This is a genomic window from Williamsia sp. DF01-3 (genome assembly GCF_023051145.1).
GTDB lineage: Bacteria > Actinomycetota > Actinomycetes > Mycobacteriales > Mycobacteriaceae > Williamsia.
In genome coordinates, this window is the sequence record NZ_JALKFS010000005.1 from 2,496,395 (window position 1) to 2,512,235 (window position 15,841).

General features: G+C 66.0%; 14 protein-coding genes and 2 pseudogenes. 9 read left to right on the forward strand and 7 right to left on the reverse strand.

What is annotated here, in order from left to right; genetic code table 11:
• Nucleotides 1-35: 35 nt before the first annotated feature.
• Nucleotides 36-742: pseudogene (locus MVA47_RS13945) on the reverse strand (O-methyltransferase).
• A 311-nt stretch (nt 743-1,053) separates the two neighbouring features.
• On the opposite strand from MVA47_RS13945, the gene sigE reads away from it, so the two are divergent.
• From sigE to tatB, 4 genes are all read left to right on the forward strand, one after another.
• A complete protein-coding gene (sigE, locus tag MVA47_RS13950; RefSeq protein ID WP_374474369.1) occupies nt 1,054-1,680 on the forward strand; it encodes an RNA polymerase sigma factor SigE in 627 nt (208 codons plus the stop codon).
• A 169-nt stretch (nt 1,681-1,849) separates the two neighbouring features.
• Complete coding sequence (locus MVA47_RS13955; protein ID WP_374474189.1) at nt 1,850-2,347, forward strand: zf-HC2 domain-containing protein; 498 nt, start codon at nt 1,850-1,852, stop codon at nt 2,345-2,347.
• A gap of 118 nt (nt 2,348-2,465) precedes the next feature.
• Nucleotides 2,466-3,989: a S1C family serine protease gene (locus MVA47_RS13960; protein WP_247208377.1), complete on the forward strand. Its 1,524-nt coding sequence runs from the start codon at nt 2,466-2,468 to the stop codon at nt 3,987-3,989.
• An 86-nt stretch (nt 3,990-4,075) separates the two neighbouring features.
• The gene (tatB, locus tag MVA47_RS13965; protein WP_247208378.1) at nt 4,076-4,576 is read left to right on the forward strand and encodes a Sec-independent protein translocase protein TatB; all 501 of its coding nucleotides are present in this window, start codon (nt 4,076-4,078) and stop codon (nt 4,574-4,576) included.
• 16 nt (nt 4,577-4,592) lie between these two features.
• Here tatB and MVA47_RS13970 read toward each other — a convergent pair whose 3' ends face one another.
• Both MVA47_RS13970 and MVA47_RS13975 read right to left on the reverse strand, forming a co-directional pair.
• A complete protein-coding gene (locus tag MVA47_RS13970) occupies nt 4,593-5,417 on the reverse strand; it encodes an ABC transporter permease (RefSeq protein ID WP_247208379.1) in 825 nt (274 codons plus the stop codon).
• Nucleotides 5,414-6,436, reverse strand: coding sequence for an ATP-binding cassette domain-containing protein (locus tag MVA47_RS13975; RefSeq protein WP_247208380.1), 1,023 nt, complete (start codon nt 6,434-6,436; stop codon nt 5,414-5,416). The genes MVA47_RS13970 and MVA47_RS13975 overlap by 4 nt, the downstream gene beginning before the upstream one ends.
• A gap of 76 nt (nt 6,437-6,512) precedes the next feature.
• On the opposite strand from MVA47_RS13975, the gene MVA47_RS13980 reads away from it, so the two are divergent.
• Nucleotides 6,513-7,274 carry a TetR/AcrR family transcriptional regulator gene (locus MVA47_RS13980; RefSeq protein WP_247208381.1) on the forward strand — a complete coding sequence of 254 codons (762 nt, stop codon included), beginning with the start codon at nt 6,513-6,515 and terminating at the stop codon, nt 7,272-7,274.
• Between the two features lie 20 nt (nt 7,275-7,294).
• On the opposite strand, the gene MVA47_RS13985 is transcribed toward MVA47_RS13980, so the two are convergent.
• From MVA47_RS13985 to MVA47_RS14000, 4 genes are all read right to left on the reverse strand, one after another.
• Nucleotides 7,295-8,440, reverse strand: coding sequence for an Mrp/NBP35 family ATP-binding protein (locus tag MVA47_RS13985; protein ID WP_023957786.1), 1,146 nt, complete (start codon nt 8,438-8,440; stop codon nt 7,295-7,297).
• A 66-nt stretch (nt 8,441-8,506) separates the two neighbouring features.
• Entirely contained in the window at nt 8,507-9,454 is a 948-nt protein-coding gene (locus MVA47_RS13990; RefSeq protein WP_374474191.1) for a lytic murein transglycosylase, read from the reverse strand.
• Between the two features lie 329 nt (nt 9,455-9,783).
• Nucleotides 9,784-10,380: a DUF1003 domain-containing protein gene (locus MVA47_RS13995; RefSeq protein WP_247210778.1), complete on the reverse strand. Its 597-nt coding sequence runs from the start codon at nt 10,378-10,380 to the stop codon at nt 9,784-9,786.
• 8 nt (nt 10,381-10,388) lie between these two features.
• A complete protein-coding gene (locus tag MVA47_RS14000; RefSeq protein WP_030174183.1) occupies nt 10,389-11,684 on the reverse strand; it encodes a magnesium transporter MgtE N-terminal domain-containing protein in 1,296 nt (431 codons plus the stop codon).
• Nucleotides 11,685-11,733: 49 nt separating this feature from the next.
• Here MVA47_RS14000 and MVA47_RS14005 point away from each other — a divergent pair, with 49 nt between their 5' ends.
• The 4 genes and pseudogenes from MVA47_RS14005 (at nt 11,734) to MVA47_RS14020 (ending at nt 15,834) form a co-directional block, all read left to right on the forward strand.
• Entirely contained in the window at nt 11,734-12,690 is a 957-nt protein-coding gene (locus MVA47_RS14005) for a CoA ester lyase (protein ID WP_247208382.1), read from the forward strand.
• Between the two features lie 42 nt (nt 12,691-12,732).
• Entirely contained in the window at nt 12,733-13,218 is a 486-nt protein-coding gene (locus MVA47_RS14010; RefSeq protein ID WP_023957794.1) for a general stress protein, read from the forward strand.
• Between the two features lie 233 nt (nt 13,219-13,451).
• Nucleotides 13,452-14,896, forward strand: a pseudogene (locus tag MVA47_RS14015) (extracellular solute-binding protein).
• Between the two features lie 8 nt (nt 14,897-14,904).
• Nucleotides 14,905-15,834 carry a carbohydrate ABC transporter permease gene (locus tag MVA47_RS14020; protein ID WP_374474372.1) on the forward strand — a complete coding sequence of 310 codons (930 nt, stop codon included), beginning with the start codon at nt 14,905-14,907 and terminating at the stop codon, nt 15,832-15,834.
• Nucleotides 15,835-15,841: the final 7 nt, after the last annotated feature.

A 15,841-nucleotide genomic window follows, 5' to 3' on the forward strand; every position in this document is an offset into this window, starting at 1 on the left:
CGCTCGCGCAAATCCTCGGTGGTGCGGCAGACCGCTCAGCCGAGGTCGGTGCGTGCCTTGGCCGCTGCGAGCAGGCCCCGGCCGAGCGGGATCACCACCGGGAGCAGTGTGTCGTCGTCGGCGATCAGCAAGGCGCCTTCACGCGCGGCCTGGGCCGCAGGGTCGGTGCTGGCAGGATCTGCGACCGTGCCGTCGGCCGACGCGTTGTGCACGATGAGAATCCCCCGCCGCGCAGCAGACGCAGGCCCTCGGCGACGTAGCGCGGTTGATCGGTCACCGCGCCGTCGACGAACACCAGGTCGTAGCTCGCGTCGGCGAGGCGGGGGAGCACCTCGGCTGCCCGACCGTTGATCAATCGGGTCCGCGACGGGCTGATCCCGGCGGTGGTGAAGGCAAGTCTCGCTGCCCGGTGGTACTCGGCCTCGGCGTCGATGGTGGTCAGGACGCCATCGGTCCGCATGCCGTTGAGCAACCACAGCCCGCTGATACCTGCGCCGGTACCCACCTCGACAACCGCTTTCGCGTCGACCAATCGCGCCAGCAGCGACAGGGTTGCCCCGACTGCGGGGGTGATCGCCGGCGCACCCAACTCGTCGGAACGCTCCCGAGCGAGGCGCAGTGCCTCGTCTTCGACGATCGCGGCTTCGGCGTAGCGGCTCAACACGGCCGGGTCGATGACGGGACCGGACGCCCCGGAGGGGGCAGTCGCATCTGGATCGGCGGGGGAGCTGTGGTCGGACACAGGGTCGAGGTTAACTCCGGGGTCCGAGATAGGGTCGCAGGCGCGCTGAGCAGCGATTCTGCCGCAGCGAGAGCCGCCACACTCTCAGGTAACACTCAGCCCGCTCATAGTGCGCGCACACCCCCGTCGGACAAGGTCATAGGGGAACAACGAAGCAGGCTTTGATGTTGACCGAACTGGGTATGAGTACTTCAGCGAATCAGCTAAAAGGGTGCGAACCAATGACCGTCCACCGACGGTCCGCGGAGAAAGTGGAGCTGACCGTGGCTGATGTCAACCGAGACGCCGAGAACACCGGGACCGACGCAGTCGTGGGCGAGTTCGATCTCGTCCGGGAAGACGCGGTCGATGCGGTGGTGCCCGAGTCCGGGACGGCACGGTTCGATGCCACCGGTGACACGGCTCTGATGCCCGCGTGGGACGACCTGGTTCGTGAACATGCCGACCGCGTCTACCGCCTTGCCTACCGGCTTTCCGGTAATCAGCACGACGCCGAAGACCTCACCCAGGAGACATTCATCCGGGTGTTCCGATCGCTCTCGAGTTACCGGGCCGGAACGTTCGAGGGCTGGCTGCACCGCATCACCACCAACCTGTTCCTGGACATGGTGCGTCGACGCAACAAGATCCGCATGGAGGCATTGCCCGAGGACTACGAGCGCGTGCCGGGCAACGACCCCAATCCCGAGCAGATCTTCCACGACGCGAACCTCGACCCCGACCTCCAGACCGCGCTCGATTCGTTGGCCCCGGAGTTCCGTGCCGCGGTGGTCCTCTGCGACATCGAGGGATTGTCGTACGAGGAGATCGCCGCGACGCTCGGAGTCAAGCTCGGAACAGTTCGCAGCCGGATCCACCGTGGTCGCCAAGCGATCCGAGACAACCTCGCGGCCAGCGGCCACCACTCCGGTCGATCGGTACTCGCTCACGATTTCTGAGCGCCGGCGCCGGACTTCGGTCCCGTTGATGGGAACTCCGCCGCCGCACTGACCGTTCTTCTTTCAGGAAACTCGTCTTTTTCGATGGGTTTCGTGCGGCGTGGAATGGCCGCAGTCCGTACAGTCGAGTCCGGGCATCGAGTAGACGGCAGCGGAAGGGGCGATCGTGATGAGCGACCACACACCCGACGACTCCGCCGACGAGACAGTCGACGCGCGAGACGAGTCCAGAGGCATGCGCAATCGGCGCCGCGTCCTGGGGTGGTTGCCGACCTCGGCGATGGTCACCACCAACAGGAACTATCGGGCCCCCGGCACGCAAGGTGGTCGCAAGTTCCTGTCGACCGAACACCTCGCGACCGAGGCTGTCGCTGCTTACGTCGACGGCGAATTGCGGATGAACGCCTACATGCGAGCGTCTCAGCATCTCGAGATGTGTGCCCAGTGCCGTGCCGAGGTCGACGCGCAGAGCGCCGCACGGTCGGCGCTCCGACGCTCGGGCGAGATCCCGATGCCCGCGCGTCTGCTCGGCGAACTCAATCAGATCCCGACCCGGGAGATCGACCTCCGCGCGGCAGGTGATGCCGGTACGAAGGCCAACGCCGATTCCCACCTCGACGCACCCGGATTCCCCGTTCATCGCGGTCAGCGGCGACGCGATCGTTAGCGACTGTGCCAGGTAGCCTCGGTGAGGATCTCACCGGCGCCGCCGGAGTGATCGTCCAGCGATCAGCCGCAAGCGAGGGGTTCGAGTTTTTCATGACACCGGTGACACGGGCGGGCCGATGACCGAGACCGACAAGCACGGCTCCACGCCATCATCGAATCCCTACACGGCTCCGCCTGCCGCCGGCACAGTCGGTCAGGCACCTCGACTCGCGCCCCGGCCCAACGATCACCCTCCTGTTCCCGAGCGAACTGCCGCCGTCTTCGGTAGGCCCGAGGGGGTCACAGGGGCCTTCGCTGCCCCGGGGTACGCCCGGAGTCGTCCCCAGCAGCCTGTGGTCGCCGACCCCGACCCGGTGTTGCGCGAGGCCTTCTCTCGGCCTGAGGGTGCCGGCACCCTGCAACGCGACCCGGATTCCCGCTTCGGGGAATCAGAGGAACCCGAGTCCACACCCGACCCCTGGCGGGACCCGGACGCTCCGGCGCAACTGAGTTCGCCTGCCGTGGACACCCCACCGCCCGCCGAGCCCACGGTGCCCGGACGCAAACTCGGGGTCCGCGAAGTGCTCTTCGACCGCAAGGTGAGCTGGCGGGCTCTATCCGTGCTCGCCGTGATCGCGCTGGTGGTCGGGGTGATCGGTGGTGTGGTCGGCCGGGTCACCGCGGAGGTCACCGAACCCCTTCATTCGAATACCGTCAGCCTCTCGGGCAGCGACGACGACAACGAAGACGAACCACGTAGTCAGGTCGCCCGCGTCGCCGAAGCTGTGGAAAAAGCGGTGGTGATGGTCGATGTCCGGTTGCCGAACGGCGGTGGCACCGGATCCGGTGTGGTGATCGACAAGGCCGGCTACATCGTCACGAACAACCACGTGATCTCCATGGCGGCGAACGACCGCAGCGCGAAGCTAGAGGTGGTGTTCTCCGACCGCACCCGCGTTCCCGCCCGCATCGTGGGCCGCGACATCCGCACCGACCTCGCCGTGCTCAAGGTCGACGGGGTCGACAACTTGACCGTTGCCAAACTGGGTGACTCGGACAAACTCCAGATCGGCGAAGAGGTGGTGGCGTTCGGCGCGCCGCTGGGACTCGATCGCACGGTCACCAGCGGGATCATCAGCGCCACCAACCGGGCGGTACCCCTGCGGCCCGACGAGACGTCCGACACCGACGCTGTCATCGATGCCATCCAGACCGATGCCGCGATCAACCCGGGTAACTCGGGCGGGCCCTTGGTCGATGACCAGGGCCGGGTGATCGGTATCAACACGGCCGGCCTGGCCCCGGGTGGCGGATCCATCGGTCTGGGCTTCGCCATTCCGGTCAACGAGTTCCTCCCCGTCGCGCAGTCCCTGATCAAGGACGGCCGAGTGGTACACGCGCAGATCGGTGTCAACGCCAGTTCGGTTCGTAATGACAGGGTGCTCGGAGCGCAGGTGCGCAACGTCGTGGAGGCATCACCTGCCGCGGCGGCCGGTATCCGCGAGGGCGACGTCATCACCAAGTTCGGCGATCGTGTCATCGAGGATGCCGATGAGCTGACCGTGGCCGTCCGTACGTCGAAGATCGGCACACCGGTGCCGTTCCAGTACTGGCGCGACGGACGCACCTTCGACGGCACCATCACACCCGCCGCGGACTAGACCCGGCTGTGCTGCTGCCGACCGCCCACAGCGACTTGGCAGCCCGTTCGATTCGACAGAGCCGCCGAGGCCAGTAACCTGGAACGGTGTTCAGCAGTGTTGGTTGGGGTGAGATCGCGATCTTGATGGTCGCCGGCTTGGTGATCCTCGGGCCCGAGCGTCTCCCGGGCGCGGTGACCTGGGCGATGAAGTCGGTGCGCCAGGTTCGTGACTACGCCACCGGGGCCACCGCGCAGCTCAAGGAAGACCTCGGCCCCGAGTTCGACGATCTGCGCAAACCACTGTCCGACCTGAACGAGCTGCGCGGTATGACCCCTCGATCGGTGATCACCAAGCATCTCCTCGACGGCGATGATTCCTTCTTCACGGGGAAGTTCGATTCCGGCGACGCCAAGATCAAACCGGTCTCCCAGCCGCTGCCGACCACAGACGAGAACTCTCAGGTGATCTCGCTGAACAAGGCAGGTACCGAGCCGTCGAAGCCCGAGGCTCTGGGCGCAGGCACCTCCACGACGTCCCCCGTGGCCGCCGATGCCGACAACGTTGCGCCGGCGCCCTCGGGCGTCGAGCGCTGGGACGCCACCTGAGTCAGCTCGTTCCAGGTCAGGTACGCAGGCGGCGGTACGACCGCGCCGACAGAGCGACGAACACCGCGCTGATCAGCAGTGGCCAACCCACAGCGAGCGGGATGGCCCACTCGGTCAACGGCCCCTCGGTGAGTCCTGTCGGATTCCCGCACAGGTCGCGAACAGCGGTGGCGGTGGCGGAGATGGGGTTCCACGCCGCGATCGCTCCCAGCCAGCCCGGCATCGTCTCCGCGGACACCACCGCGGTCGACAAGAATCCCACCGGCCAGACCAGGACCTGAACGGCAGACGTCGCAGCGCTGCCGTGAAAGGTGAGGCCGAGGAAGATGCCCACCCACAGCAGTGCGAAACGCAGGAGCAACAGCAATGCGATGGCGGCCAGGGCGGACCCGACTCCGGCACCGATTGTCCAACCGATGAGCAGACCTCCGACGATCAGGACAGCAAGCTCGACGACCGAGTTGATCATGTCGGCGCCGACGCGCCCGAGTGAGACCGCGGAACTGCTGATCGGCATCGATCGGAACCTGTCCGTGATCCCTTTCCGGGCATCCGCGGACATGGCCGAGGTGGTGGACTCGACACCGAACATCATCGTCATGGTGAGCATGCCGGGCAGCAGGAAGTCGATGTAGTCACCGCGGTCGGACCCGCCGGTCCCCGGGATCTCGATTGCGCCGCCGAACAGGAACCCGAAGATCAGCAACAGCATGATCGAGAACATCAGGCCGAAGATCGGGGTCCACGGATCTTTCACCCAGTGGGCGAGGTTGCGCCGGGTGATGACCCAGGCGTGCGTGAACAGTGCCGGCGTGGTGGCGATGGGCTGCGTCGATGTCATTTGTCGCCCCCGGTGAGATCCGTTGCTTCCGTGGGCCTTTGGGGTGCTTCGGTAGCGCTTTGGCTTCCCTCTTCTGTGCTGCTGCCGGTGAGATGCAGGAACACCTCGTCGAGAGTCGGTCGGCGCAGTGTCAGGTCGATGGGTGTGATGCTCGCGGCCTCGAGTGCATGCACCACCGTGGCCAAACCGATGACCGCGGAGTCGATTTCGAACGTCGCCGAGTGTGTGTGCGTGTCAACCGAGGTCGCGGGGCTTCCGACGGCGTCGGCCAGGCTTGAGGTGAGCCGGTCGAGCGAATCGTCGGCAGTCACGGTCACGGTCACCCGATCGCCGCCGATGCGGCGCTTGAGTTCGTCAGGAGAGCCTTCGGCGATCACACGCCCGTGATTCATCACCGAGATTCGGGCGGCCAATTGGTCGGCCTCGTCGAGATACTGAGTGGTGAGCAGCACCGTGGTCCCTGCTGCGGCGACCTCACGGACGGTGCGCCACACGTCATTTCGCCCGCGAGGGTCCAGGCCGGTGGTCGGTTCGTCGAGAAACAGGACGGCAGGCGTCAGGACCAGTCCTGCCGCGATGTCGAGGCGTCGCCGCATCCCGCCGGAGTAGTTGGAGACCGACCGTCCTGCGGCATCGGTCAGGCCGAAGCCTTCGAGCAACTCGTCGGCCCGCGCGCCCGCCCTGTTCTTGGTGAGCCCGAAGAGGCGGCCGAACATCACCAGGTTCTGGCGTCCGGTGAGCAGTTCGTCGACGGCCGCGTTCTGCCCGACCAGGCCGATCGCGCGTCTGACCGAACGGGCCCCGCCGCCGACGTCGTGGCCGGCCACCGTGGCGACTCCGGCGTCCAGGTCGATGAGGGTGGCCAGGGCCCGCACGGCCGTGCTCTTGCCGGCCCCGTTGGGACCGAGCAGGCCGTGGATGGTGCCGGCCTCCACGGTGAGGTCGAAGCCGTCGAGGGCGCGGGTGTCGCCGTAGCGCTTGTGGAGGCCGATCGCTGAAATCGAGGGAGGTGACGTCATCGGATCCTTACTTCGTATGGTGTACGAGGTTGAGTGCGAAAGTTCACCGTACACCACACGGGGATAGTGTGGGCGGATGGAAGACGCAGCCGAACAACCACCGAATGTCGACCGGACCCTGACTCTGCTGTGGCGGTCGAAGGTGGGGGAGCCGCAGGGGACGCGCGGCCCTCGGCAAAGGGTCAGTGTCGACGAGGTGGTCGCCGCCGGGATCGCGACCGCGGACGAGGAAGGGTTGGCCGCGTTCTCCATGCGCAAGGTGGCCGAACGCCTCGGCCTCGGCGTGATGTCGGTGTACACGTACGTGCCGGGCAAGTCCGAGCTCATCGGGCTGATGGTGGACGAGGTGGCAGGAGAGGTCGACTATCCGCCGCACCGCGGTGACCTGCGCGAACGGATGACCGACATCGCACGGCAGCTATGGGACGAGTATCACCGGCACCCGTGGTTGCTGCACGTGCAGAAGAGCCGCCCCTGGATCGGACCACACGCGTCGGCGCGGTACGAATGGCAGCTCGCGGCCATCGAAGGGATCGGTCTGGACGATCTGGAGATGGATGCCACGCTCGCGGTCATCGCAGGCTTCACAGAGAGCGCTGCCCGCTCGTCGATCGAAGCTGCCCGGGCGCGTACCGAGTCCGGGATGTCAGACGAACAGTGGTGGGAGATCAACGCGCCCGTGCTCGCCCGATTGATGGACGGAGACGACTACCCGGTGTCCGGCCGTGTCGGTACGGCAGTGGGCGCCGAATACCAGTCCATAGGTAGCCCGGAGCGATCGTTCGAGTTCGGACTTGCCCGGATCATCGACGGCGTCGAGGCGTTGCTGGACCGCTGAGACCCCCGCGGTGACGTGCGTCAGTTGCGCCGAGTGGTGTCGATCCCGAGGTTCATCCCGGCCAGTCCCCGCTTGCGGATGGCCAGGCGATCGGCCACTTGACGCAGTGCTGCGCCGGCGGCGGAATCAGGCGACGAGAGGACCAACGGGACTCCCGCATCTCCGCCCTCGCGCAGAGCCGGGTCGAGCGGGATCTGGCCGAGGAGGGGTACCTCCGCGCCGACGGCGATGGTCAGACGCTCGGACACCCGAGCTCCACCGCCGGAACCGAAGGGCTCGATCCGGCTACCGTCGGGGAGTTCCATCCAGGACATGTTCTCCACGACACCCATGATCTTCTGGCGGGTCTGCAATGCGATGGCGCCGGCGCGTTCTGCCACCTCGGCTGCGGCCTGCTGCGGGGTGGTGACCACCAGGATCTCGGCGCCGGGGATGAGCTGCGCCACCGAGATGGCAACATCGCCGGTGCCGGGCGGCAGGTCGAGGAGCAGGATGTCGAGATCGCCCCAGAAGACGTCGGCGAGGAACTGTTGCAGAGCGCGGTGCAACATCGGTCCGCGCCAGACGACGGGGGTGTTGCCACTGGTGAACTGGGCGATCGAGATGAACTTCACGCCATGACTCATCGGCGGCATGATCATCTTCTCGACCTGGGTGGGTTTTGCGTCGTTGCCGAGCATCCGTGGCACCGAATGGCCGTAGATGTCAGCGTCGAGCACGCCCACCTTGAGGCCCCGATCAGCAAGTGCGGCAGCAAGATTCACCGTGACGCTGGACTTGCCGACACCGCCTTTGCCCGAGGCGACCGCGTAGACCCGGGTGAGCGAGCTCGGCTGGGCGAAGGGGATCACGGGCTCGGCGCGGTCACCGCGCAAACTCTTGCGGAGTTCGGTGCGTTGCTCGTCGTTCATCACATCGAGTTCCACCGACACCGATCCGACCCCTGGCACGTCCGCCGCCGCGGCGGTGACCCGTTCGGTGATCTCGGTGCGCAGCGGGCAACCCGAGGTGGTGAGGTAGATACCGATACCCACACTGGAGTCGTCGGCGACGGTGATGGATTTGACCATGCCGAGTTCGGTGATCGGTTTACCGATCTCGGGGTCGTTCACCTTGGCCAGCGCGGCGCGAATCGATGATTCGGTCGGCAACGTTGCTTGTGTCATCGGCCCCGAGTTTACGCGCGCATCAACCTCGCGCCCTCACGGGCTGCCACTGCTGGCGCGGGCGTGCTATCTCGCCGGCGGCGGTGGTGGCGGGAGCGTGGGCAGCACGATCGTCGGCAGGCAGATGATCGGGCACGGTGTGGGCGTGGTGGTCGAGGGTTTGGACGACGACGGGCTCTCACTCGGCGGGGCGCTGCTGCTCGGCGAGCTTGACGACGGCGTGCTCGGCGGGGTCGACGAACCCGACGTCGGCGCGGGCAGGGGACCGGTGTCGGTGGGGGTGACGCCCGTTGCGTAACCGGCCGCCCACGCCAGCACGTTGGCCGCGTACTCGGCGGAGTGGTTGTACCGCATGACCGCGCTGACCTTGGTCTTCTCGGCCATGATGTCGGTGACTCCGGCACAGAGGTAACGGCCTGCCGAGTAGGTGGCGTCGAAGATGTTGTTCGGGTCGGACTTTCCGTCACCGTTTGCGTCGCTGCCCCACGACGCCCAGGTGGAGGGGATGAACTGCATGGGTCCCATGGCGCGGTCGTGTCCGGCGTCGCCGTCGAGACGACCTCCGTCGGAGTCGACGATCACCTCGTTTCCGGCGAGGGTGCCGTTCAGGATGGGTCCTGCGATCGGCGTCAACGTGGTTCCCGAGCTGTCGACATTGCCGTTACCGGCGTGCCCCGACTCGATGCGGCCGATGCCTGCGAGTAGGAACCAAGGCAGTTTGCACTGGGGAGACTCTGCGCCGACCCGCTGTTCGGCCAGCTTGTAGGCCTGCAAGACGATGCCGGGAATACCCAGAGGTCCGTCGGGAAGTGCTGCCGCCCTCATTCGGGGGACTGCCAACGGATCCGGCATCGCGGGAAGCGCCGGACTGACCGCCGGAGGACGGAACTCGAGTTCGGGCCGGGCCGGGATGGGAAGGATCTCCGGGGCGGCCGCCGCGACCGTCTGATCCGCCGATACGACGGTGAGGGCGGGCGCGGGTCCGATGTGCGCGCTCGAGGTGACCGCGGCCATCAATCCCACTCCGATGACAGCGCACCCGGTGAGCAGCTGGACGCGTCCCCACCTGACAGAAGAGAGGTCGAAAGCATGTTTCGACGGCTCTGTTCTCTGGCTCCCGCCCTTGCCCAAACGACCCCAGCGCACTTTCGGCACTCCTGTTGACTCCCCGACCCCGAACATCACGAACTGATTGTGATCCACGATACATATTCGTTATCGATGCCCGCGGGCGAACCATACTTATTGACCGGATCGGCGTGCAGTTACCGGCGGGCTCGGTGTGGTCGAGAGGGGACGGAAGGGTCGACCGTCAGACGAGTCGACCCGGCAAGGGGAAGGGGTCAGTTCCCGTCGTCGCGCTTCTTGTCTCCGCGTTTGCGGTCGTCGCCCTTCTTGGGCTCGTCACGTCTGCGCTGGTCGCCGAGGATCCGCTCGGTGAGTTCGGTCAGCAGGTCGTCGAGCTCGCGGCGCAGGTAGTCGCGGGAGACGGTGTCGCCGACGGCCAGGCGTACCGCGGCCAGCTCCCGCGCCAGGAACTCGGTGTCCGCCTTGGTCTGTTCGGCCCGCATCCGGTCCTCTTCGAGTGAGACCTTGTCCCGGTTCTCCTGCCGATTCTGGGCCAGCAGGATCAGCGGCGCTGCGTAGGCCGCCTGGGTCGAGAACGCCAGGTTGAGCAGGATGAACGGGTAGGGATCCCACCGCAAGCTGATCACGGCGAGGTTGAGGAAGATCCACACGATCACCAGGGCGGTCTGGATGGCGAGATACCGGCCGGTGCCGAGGAAGCGGGCGATGCGTTCGCTGTAGACACCGACAAGGTCGCTGTCGAGGTTCAGTTTCGGCATCCACCGGCGGGTTTCGGTGGGGGTGTCGAGGCGGCGGGCCGACCGCGACGATTGGCGCTCGGCCCGGCCCGACGCAGCGCGGTCGCGGTCCATGGGCCCCGTCATCGTGGCCCCTCCGTGGTCAGCTCGTCCTCACCCTCGGTTTCCCGCCAGTCCTCGGGCAGCAGGTGGTCGAGGAGGTCGTCGACCGTCACCGCACCGAGCAGATGACCGTCGTCGTCGATGACTGGACCGCATACGAGGTTGTAGGTGGCGAAATACCGGGTCACCTTCTCGAGAGAATCCTCGGATCCCAGATGCGGCAACCTGTCGTCGATGATGCCGCCGACGAGGTTGGCCGGCGGTTCGCGAAGCAGGGCCTGGATGTGCACGCAGCCGAGGTACTTTCCTGTCGGGGTGGCGGTTGGTGGTCGCACCACGAAGGTGAGCGATGCCGACGCCGGGGTGAGATCTGGATTGCGTGCCCGGGCCAGGGCTTCGGCGATGGTGGTCGAGGCGGTGACCACCAACGGCTCGGTCGTCATCAGGCCACCTGCGGTGTCCGGTGAATGCAACATGAGTCGACGAACCGGCTCGGATTCCTGGGGATCCATCAACTGCAACAGCGCCTCGGCCTCGGAATCCGGGAGTTCGCCGAGCAGGTCGGCGGCATCGTCGGGGTCCATCGCCTCGAGCACGTCTGCGGCCCGTTCGACCTCCATGTGCCCGAGCAGGTCCGTCTGGTCGTCGGTGGGCAACTCCTGCACCACGTCGGCCAGCCGTTCGTCGTCGAAGGCCGACGCGATCTCCTGGCGACGTTTCGACGGCAGTTCCCGGAGTGCGTGCGCGACGTCCGCAGCCCGCATGCCGTCGAACTGCGACAGGATCTGGGTGACGCCCTGACCTGGCAGCGACAGCGCGCTCTGGGTGAGCCCGAGTACGTGATTCCATTCCACGACATGGGTTTCCCCGCGTCGACCGAGCCGCGATCGTGCACCGCGCACCGCGACCCGGGAGATCACCCAGTCGCGTGTGCGGCGACGTTCGATCGCCAGATCGACCACCGTGAGGTCGTGACCACGAAGGTGCTCGAGGTCCGGATCATCCACTTGCACACGCGATTCCACGATCTGGCCGAGAACCAGCGCCTCGCCCGGACGCAGGATGAGGCGCCGCAGACTGACCGTTCCGGTGTTCAGCGTCACAGATGTGGGCTCGATTGCCGTGACGCGCAACATCGGAACAAAGATGCGCCGACGGGTGGTCAGTTCCACCGCCAAGCCCAGAACCCGGGGTTGGCCGGTTCCGAATCGGATCGACACCACCACATCTCGGACACGGCCGATGGATTCACCATCGGGGCCGAGTACCGCCAGACCGGCCAGCCTGGCCACGAACGCCTTGCTCACCGCTGCCATGGCTGTAAGGGTAGTGGTCGCGAGCCCCGGTCGACGACAAAGGAGTCCCATGCCAGCCTCTGACACCGCGATCCGACGGTCGGTGCTGGCCGTACCCGCCAGCAGTCCGAAGATGTTGACCAAGGCGCGGGGGCTGCCCGCAGACGAGGTCTTCCTCGATCTGGAGGACGCAGTGGCGCCCTCGGTGAAAGAGGCCGCACGGGCCTCGGTCATCGCGGCGCTGGGCGCGGCGGACTGGTCCGGGCAACAGCGAGTGGTCCGGGTCAACGACTGGACCACACCGTGGACCGTCGACGACGCGGTCACCGTGGTCAAGGGTGCCGGCGCCCACCTCGACTCCATCTTGCTGCCCAAGGTCACCTCGGCTGCGCAGGTCATCGCACTCGACCTGATGCTGGGCCAACTCGAGTCGGGCTGTGGTCTGCCGGCGGGGAAGATCGGGATCCAGGCCCAGATCGAGAACGCCGCCGGACTGACATGTATCAATGAGATCGCTTCGGCCAGTCCACGGTTGCGCTCGCTGGTCCTGGGGCCCGCCGACATGATGGCCAGCCTCGGCATGCGTTCGCTGGCCGTCGGTGAACAGCCCCAGGGCTACCTGAAAGGCGATGCGCATCACCACGTGTTGATGACAATCCTCGTCGCCGCACGAACTCACGGTCTGCAGGCGATCGACGGTCCCTACCTGAAAATCGATGACGCAGCGGGTTTTCGGACAGTCGCCGAGTCCTCGGCGGCGCTCGGCTACGACGGCAAGTGGGTGGTGCACCCCAGCCAGATCGATGTGGCCAACGAGGTGTTCCGGCCGCGGCAGGCCGACTACGACGACGCCGAGGAATTGCTTGACGCATATGCACACGCGGCGACCGCCGAAGGCGGCGAACGCGGCGCCGTCCGGTTCCGCGGTGAGATGATCGATGAGGCGAGCAGGAAGATGGCCGAGGTGATTGCCGGCAAGGGCCGCGCTGCGGGCATGTCCCGTTCACCGTCGCCTGTGGACGTCTGACAGCCGCGAATCGAATCGAGCGTTCGAACAAGGAGTGAAGACATGAGCAATCCGATGAAACCCGCGCCGGGGCCCGGCCTGCCCACGCCGCCCAAGGGCTGGCCGATCGGGTCGTACACCACCTATGCCGAGGCGCAGCGTGCCGTCGACTACCTCTCCGACGAGAACTTCGCCGTGCAGGACGTCACCATCGTGGGTGTGGACCTGATGCAGGTCGAGCGTGTGCTGGGCCGATTGACATGGGGCAAGGTGATCGGCGGAGGTGTGGTGTCCGGCGCCTGGCTGGGACTGTTCTTCGGACTGCTCGTCGGCATCGTGGTGGACACCAATCCATTGGTGCCGCTGCTCTTCGGGCTCGTCGGCGGCATCGTCTTCGGCGTCGTGTCCACCTCTATTCCCTACGCGGCCACGCGCGGACAGCGTGACTTCTCCTCGACGATGCAGCTCGTCGCCGGACGGTACGACGTGTTGTGCGATCCGCGCAGTGCCGAACGCGCCCGCGACATGTTGAGTCGCCTGCAGCCGTAGCTGCCCTGCCCGGCGCAGGTCAGGGCCTTTCTGCAGTCAACGATTTGGTCTCGAGTTGGCACGATCATGCCGATTGTGTTGCGTGTCACTATTTAACGCCTATAACGTACGTCGCAGGCAATCAATGGTGTGCGCCGAGATCTCTGCGCGCACCGGCGACTCATCGAGGAGGCTGCGTGCAGTGCAACGGTGATCCACCCGCGGTGGACGACAAATCCGCAAGAGCCAAGACAATCGGTGGGCCCAAGAAGGTCGCCGCCTGGAAGAAGCTCGGAATATCTTGTGCTGCAGTGGCTGTGGCACTGCCGGTGCTCAGCGCGTGCAGTTCGGGTTCCACGCCGGGCACGCTCAACGTGTACGCACCCGCCGACGGCGCATCGTTCATCAAGCAGGCCGCCGAGACCTGCGCAGCGAATTCAAAGGCGAGTACAAGATCAACACGTTCGCGCTGCCCAAGGCAGCCGACGATCAGCGTCTGCAGTTGGCACGGCGGCTCGCGGGCAACGACCACGGCCTCGACCTGATGGGCATGGACGTGGTGTGGACCGCCGAGTTCGCCGACGCGGGCTGGATCGAACCGGTTCCTGACGAGTTGGCCGCGCGCATCAAGGCCGACACCCTTGGCGGGCCATACGAAACCGCTGTCTGGAAGACCGACGACGACGAGGCCAAACGCCTCTACGCCATTCCCACGTGGACCAACACCCAGCTCCTCTGGTACCGACCCGATGTGCTGCAGCAGTTCCTCAACAAGGACACGCCGCCCGTCACCTGGGACGAGATGCTGGCGGACAACGAGATCATCCGCAAGGCCGGTGGACCGAGCTACATCATGGTCCAGGGCAAGCAATACGAGGGTTTGATGGTCTGGTTCAACTCGGTGCTCTCCAGTGCCGGGGGCCAGGTCGTCGACCCGAACGATCCGAACAAGCAGACGCTCAACGACACCCCGGAACATCGCGCGGCCACGGTGAAGGCGCTGCAGACCCTCAAGTCGGTCGCCACCGCGCCCGGTGCCGACCCGTCCATCACCAACAGTGATGAGTCCTCGGCCCGCCTGGGCATGGAATCGGGCAAGGCGACCTTCGAGGTCAACTGGCCGTTCGTGTTTCCCTCGATGCGGTCCAACGCCGGAGCCGGTGATGTGGCGTTCTTGCCCGAGGTGAAGCAGGAGTTCGGCCCCTTGTTCGCCGATCCGGACAACCCGCCGCCGGACAACGAACTCGCACCGGTCAACGACGTGGTGCGCACCAAGTTCGACTTCGCCAGGTACCCGGGTGTCCTTCCGGAGGTTCCCTCCAAGGTGACCCTCGGCGGCGTGAACATCGCGGTCGCCGACACCTCGGAGCAGAAGGATCTTGCGTTCAAGGCTGCCGAGTGCATGACCAACGAGGAGTCGCAGAAGCTGTACTCCATCAGTGGTGGTACCCCGCCCACGTTGGCGGCGATCTACGACGACCCGGACTTCCAGGCCGCGTACCCGATGGGGCAACAGATCAAGACGCAGCTCGAGAGCGAGAACGCTGCGTTGCGTCCGGCATCGCCCGTCTATCAAGCAATTTCGACGTTGCTGGTGGCCAAGCTCAGTCCGGTCGGCGCCTGGGATCCGGAGACCTTGGTCGACCAGCTCGCCGATCAGGTCGACAAAGCCATCAAGGGTGAGGGGCTGATCCCGTGACCGCAACTATCGAGACGCAGAACGCGCCGCAGAGCACCGGCAAGAAGAAGCCGGCGCTGAGCGAGGGAAAGCGCGCCGAACGGCGCCTGGGATTGCTGCTCATCGCACCCGCCGTGGTCCTGATGATCCTGGTGACCGGGTACCCGATCGTGTACGCCTTCTGGCTGAGTCTGCAGAAGGCAAGCCTGTCGGCACCCGGGCAGGACGAGTTCATCGGGTTCTCGAACTACGCGACCGTGCTGAGCGACAGCTACTGGTGGACGGCCTTCAGCGTCACGCTGGGGATCACCGTCGTCTCGGTGGTGATCGAGCTGGTGCTGGGCATGGCCATCGCGCTGGTGATGCACCGAACCCTGTTCGGCAAGGGGGCGATTCGCACCCTGGTGCTGATCCCTTACGGCATCGTCACCGTGGTCGCCGCGTTCTCGTGGTACTACGCGTGGACGCCGGACACCGGCTACCTGGCCAATCTGCTGCCCGACGGCACAGCACCTTTGACGGAGCAGTGGCCGTCGCTGGCGGTGATCGTGTTGGCCGAGGTCTGGAAGACCACACCGTTCATGGCGTTGCTCCTCCTGGCCGGCCTGGCGCTGGTGCCCGACGACCTGCTCAAGGCCGCACAGATGGACGGCGCCGGAGCGTGGACGCGCCTGACGAAGATCATCCTGCCGCTGATGAAGCCGGCGATCCTCGTCGCACTCCTGTTCCGCACCCTGGATGCGTTCCGGGTGTTCGACAACATCTACATCCTCACCCGAGGTAGCAACAACACCTATTCGGTGTCGATGTTGGGCTACGACAACCTCTTCAAGGCGTTCAACCTAGGAGTTGGATCAGCGATCAGTGTCCTCATCTTCCTGTGCGTGGCGATCATCGCCTTCGTCTTCATCAAGCTGTTCGGTGCCGCGGCACCCGGCTCCGACGCAGAAGGACGGTGACTGAGCC

What these genes read in the sequence shown, in the direction of transcription:
- MVA47_RS13955 (WP_374474189.1), top strand. Translation starts at nt 1,850, where the DNA reads ATGAGCGACCACACACCCGACGACTCCGCCGACGAGACAGTCGACGCG.
- MVA47_RS13960 (WP_247208377.1), top strand. Translation starts at nt 2,466, where the DNA reads ATGACCGAGACCGACAAGCACGGCTCCACGCCATCATCGAATCCCTAC.
- MVA47_RS13970 (WP_247208379.1), bottom strand. Translation starts at nt 5,417, where the DNA reads ATGACATCGACGCAGCCCATCGCCACCACGCCGGCACTGTTCACGCAC.
- MVA47_RS13975 (WP_247208380.1), bottom strand. Translation starts at nt 6,436, where the DNA reads ATGACGTCACCTCCCTCGATTTCAGCGATCGGCCTCCACAAGCGCTAC.
- MVA47_RS13980 (WP_247208381.1), top strand. Translation starts at nt 6,513, where the DNA reads ATGGAAGACGCAGCCGAACAACCACCGAATGTCGACCGGACCCTGACT.
- MVA47_RS13985 (WP_023957786.1), bottom strand. Translation starts at nt 8,440, where the DNA reads ATGACACAAGCAACGTTGCCGACCGAATCATCGATTCGCGCCGCGCTG.
- MVA47_RS13990 (WP_374474191.1), bottom strand. Translation starts at nt 9,454, where the DNA reads ATGGCCGCGGTCACCTCGAGCGCGCACATCGGACCCGCGCCCGCCCTC.
- MVA47_RS13995 (WP_247210778.1), bottom strand. Translation starts at nt 10,380, where the DNA reads ATGGACCGCGACCGCGCTGCGTCGGGCCGGGCCGAGCGCCAATCGTCG.
- MVA47_RS14000 (WP_030174183.1), bottom strand. Translation starts at nt 11,684, where the DNA reads ATGGCAGCGGTGAGCAAGGCGTTCGTGGCCAGGCTGGCCGGTCTGGCG.
- MVA47_RS14005 (WP_247208382.1), top strand. Translation starts at nt 11,734, where the DNA reads ATGCCAGCCTCTGACACCGCGATCCGACGGTCGGTGCTGGCCGTACCC.
- MVA47_RS14010 (WP_023957794.1), top strand. Translation starts at nt 12,733, where the DNA reads ATGAGCAATCCGATGAAACCCGCGCCGGGGCCCGGCCTGCCCACGCCG.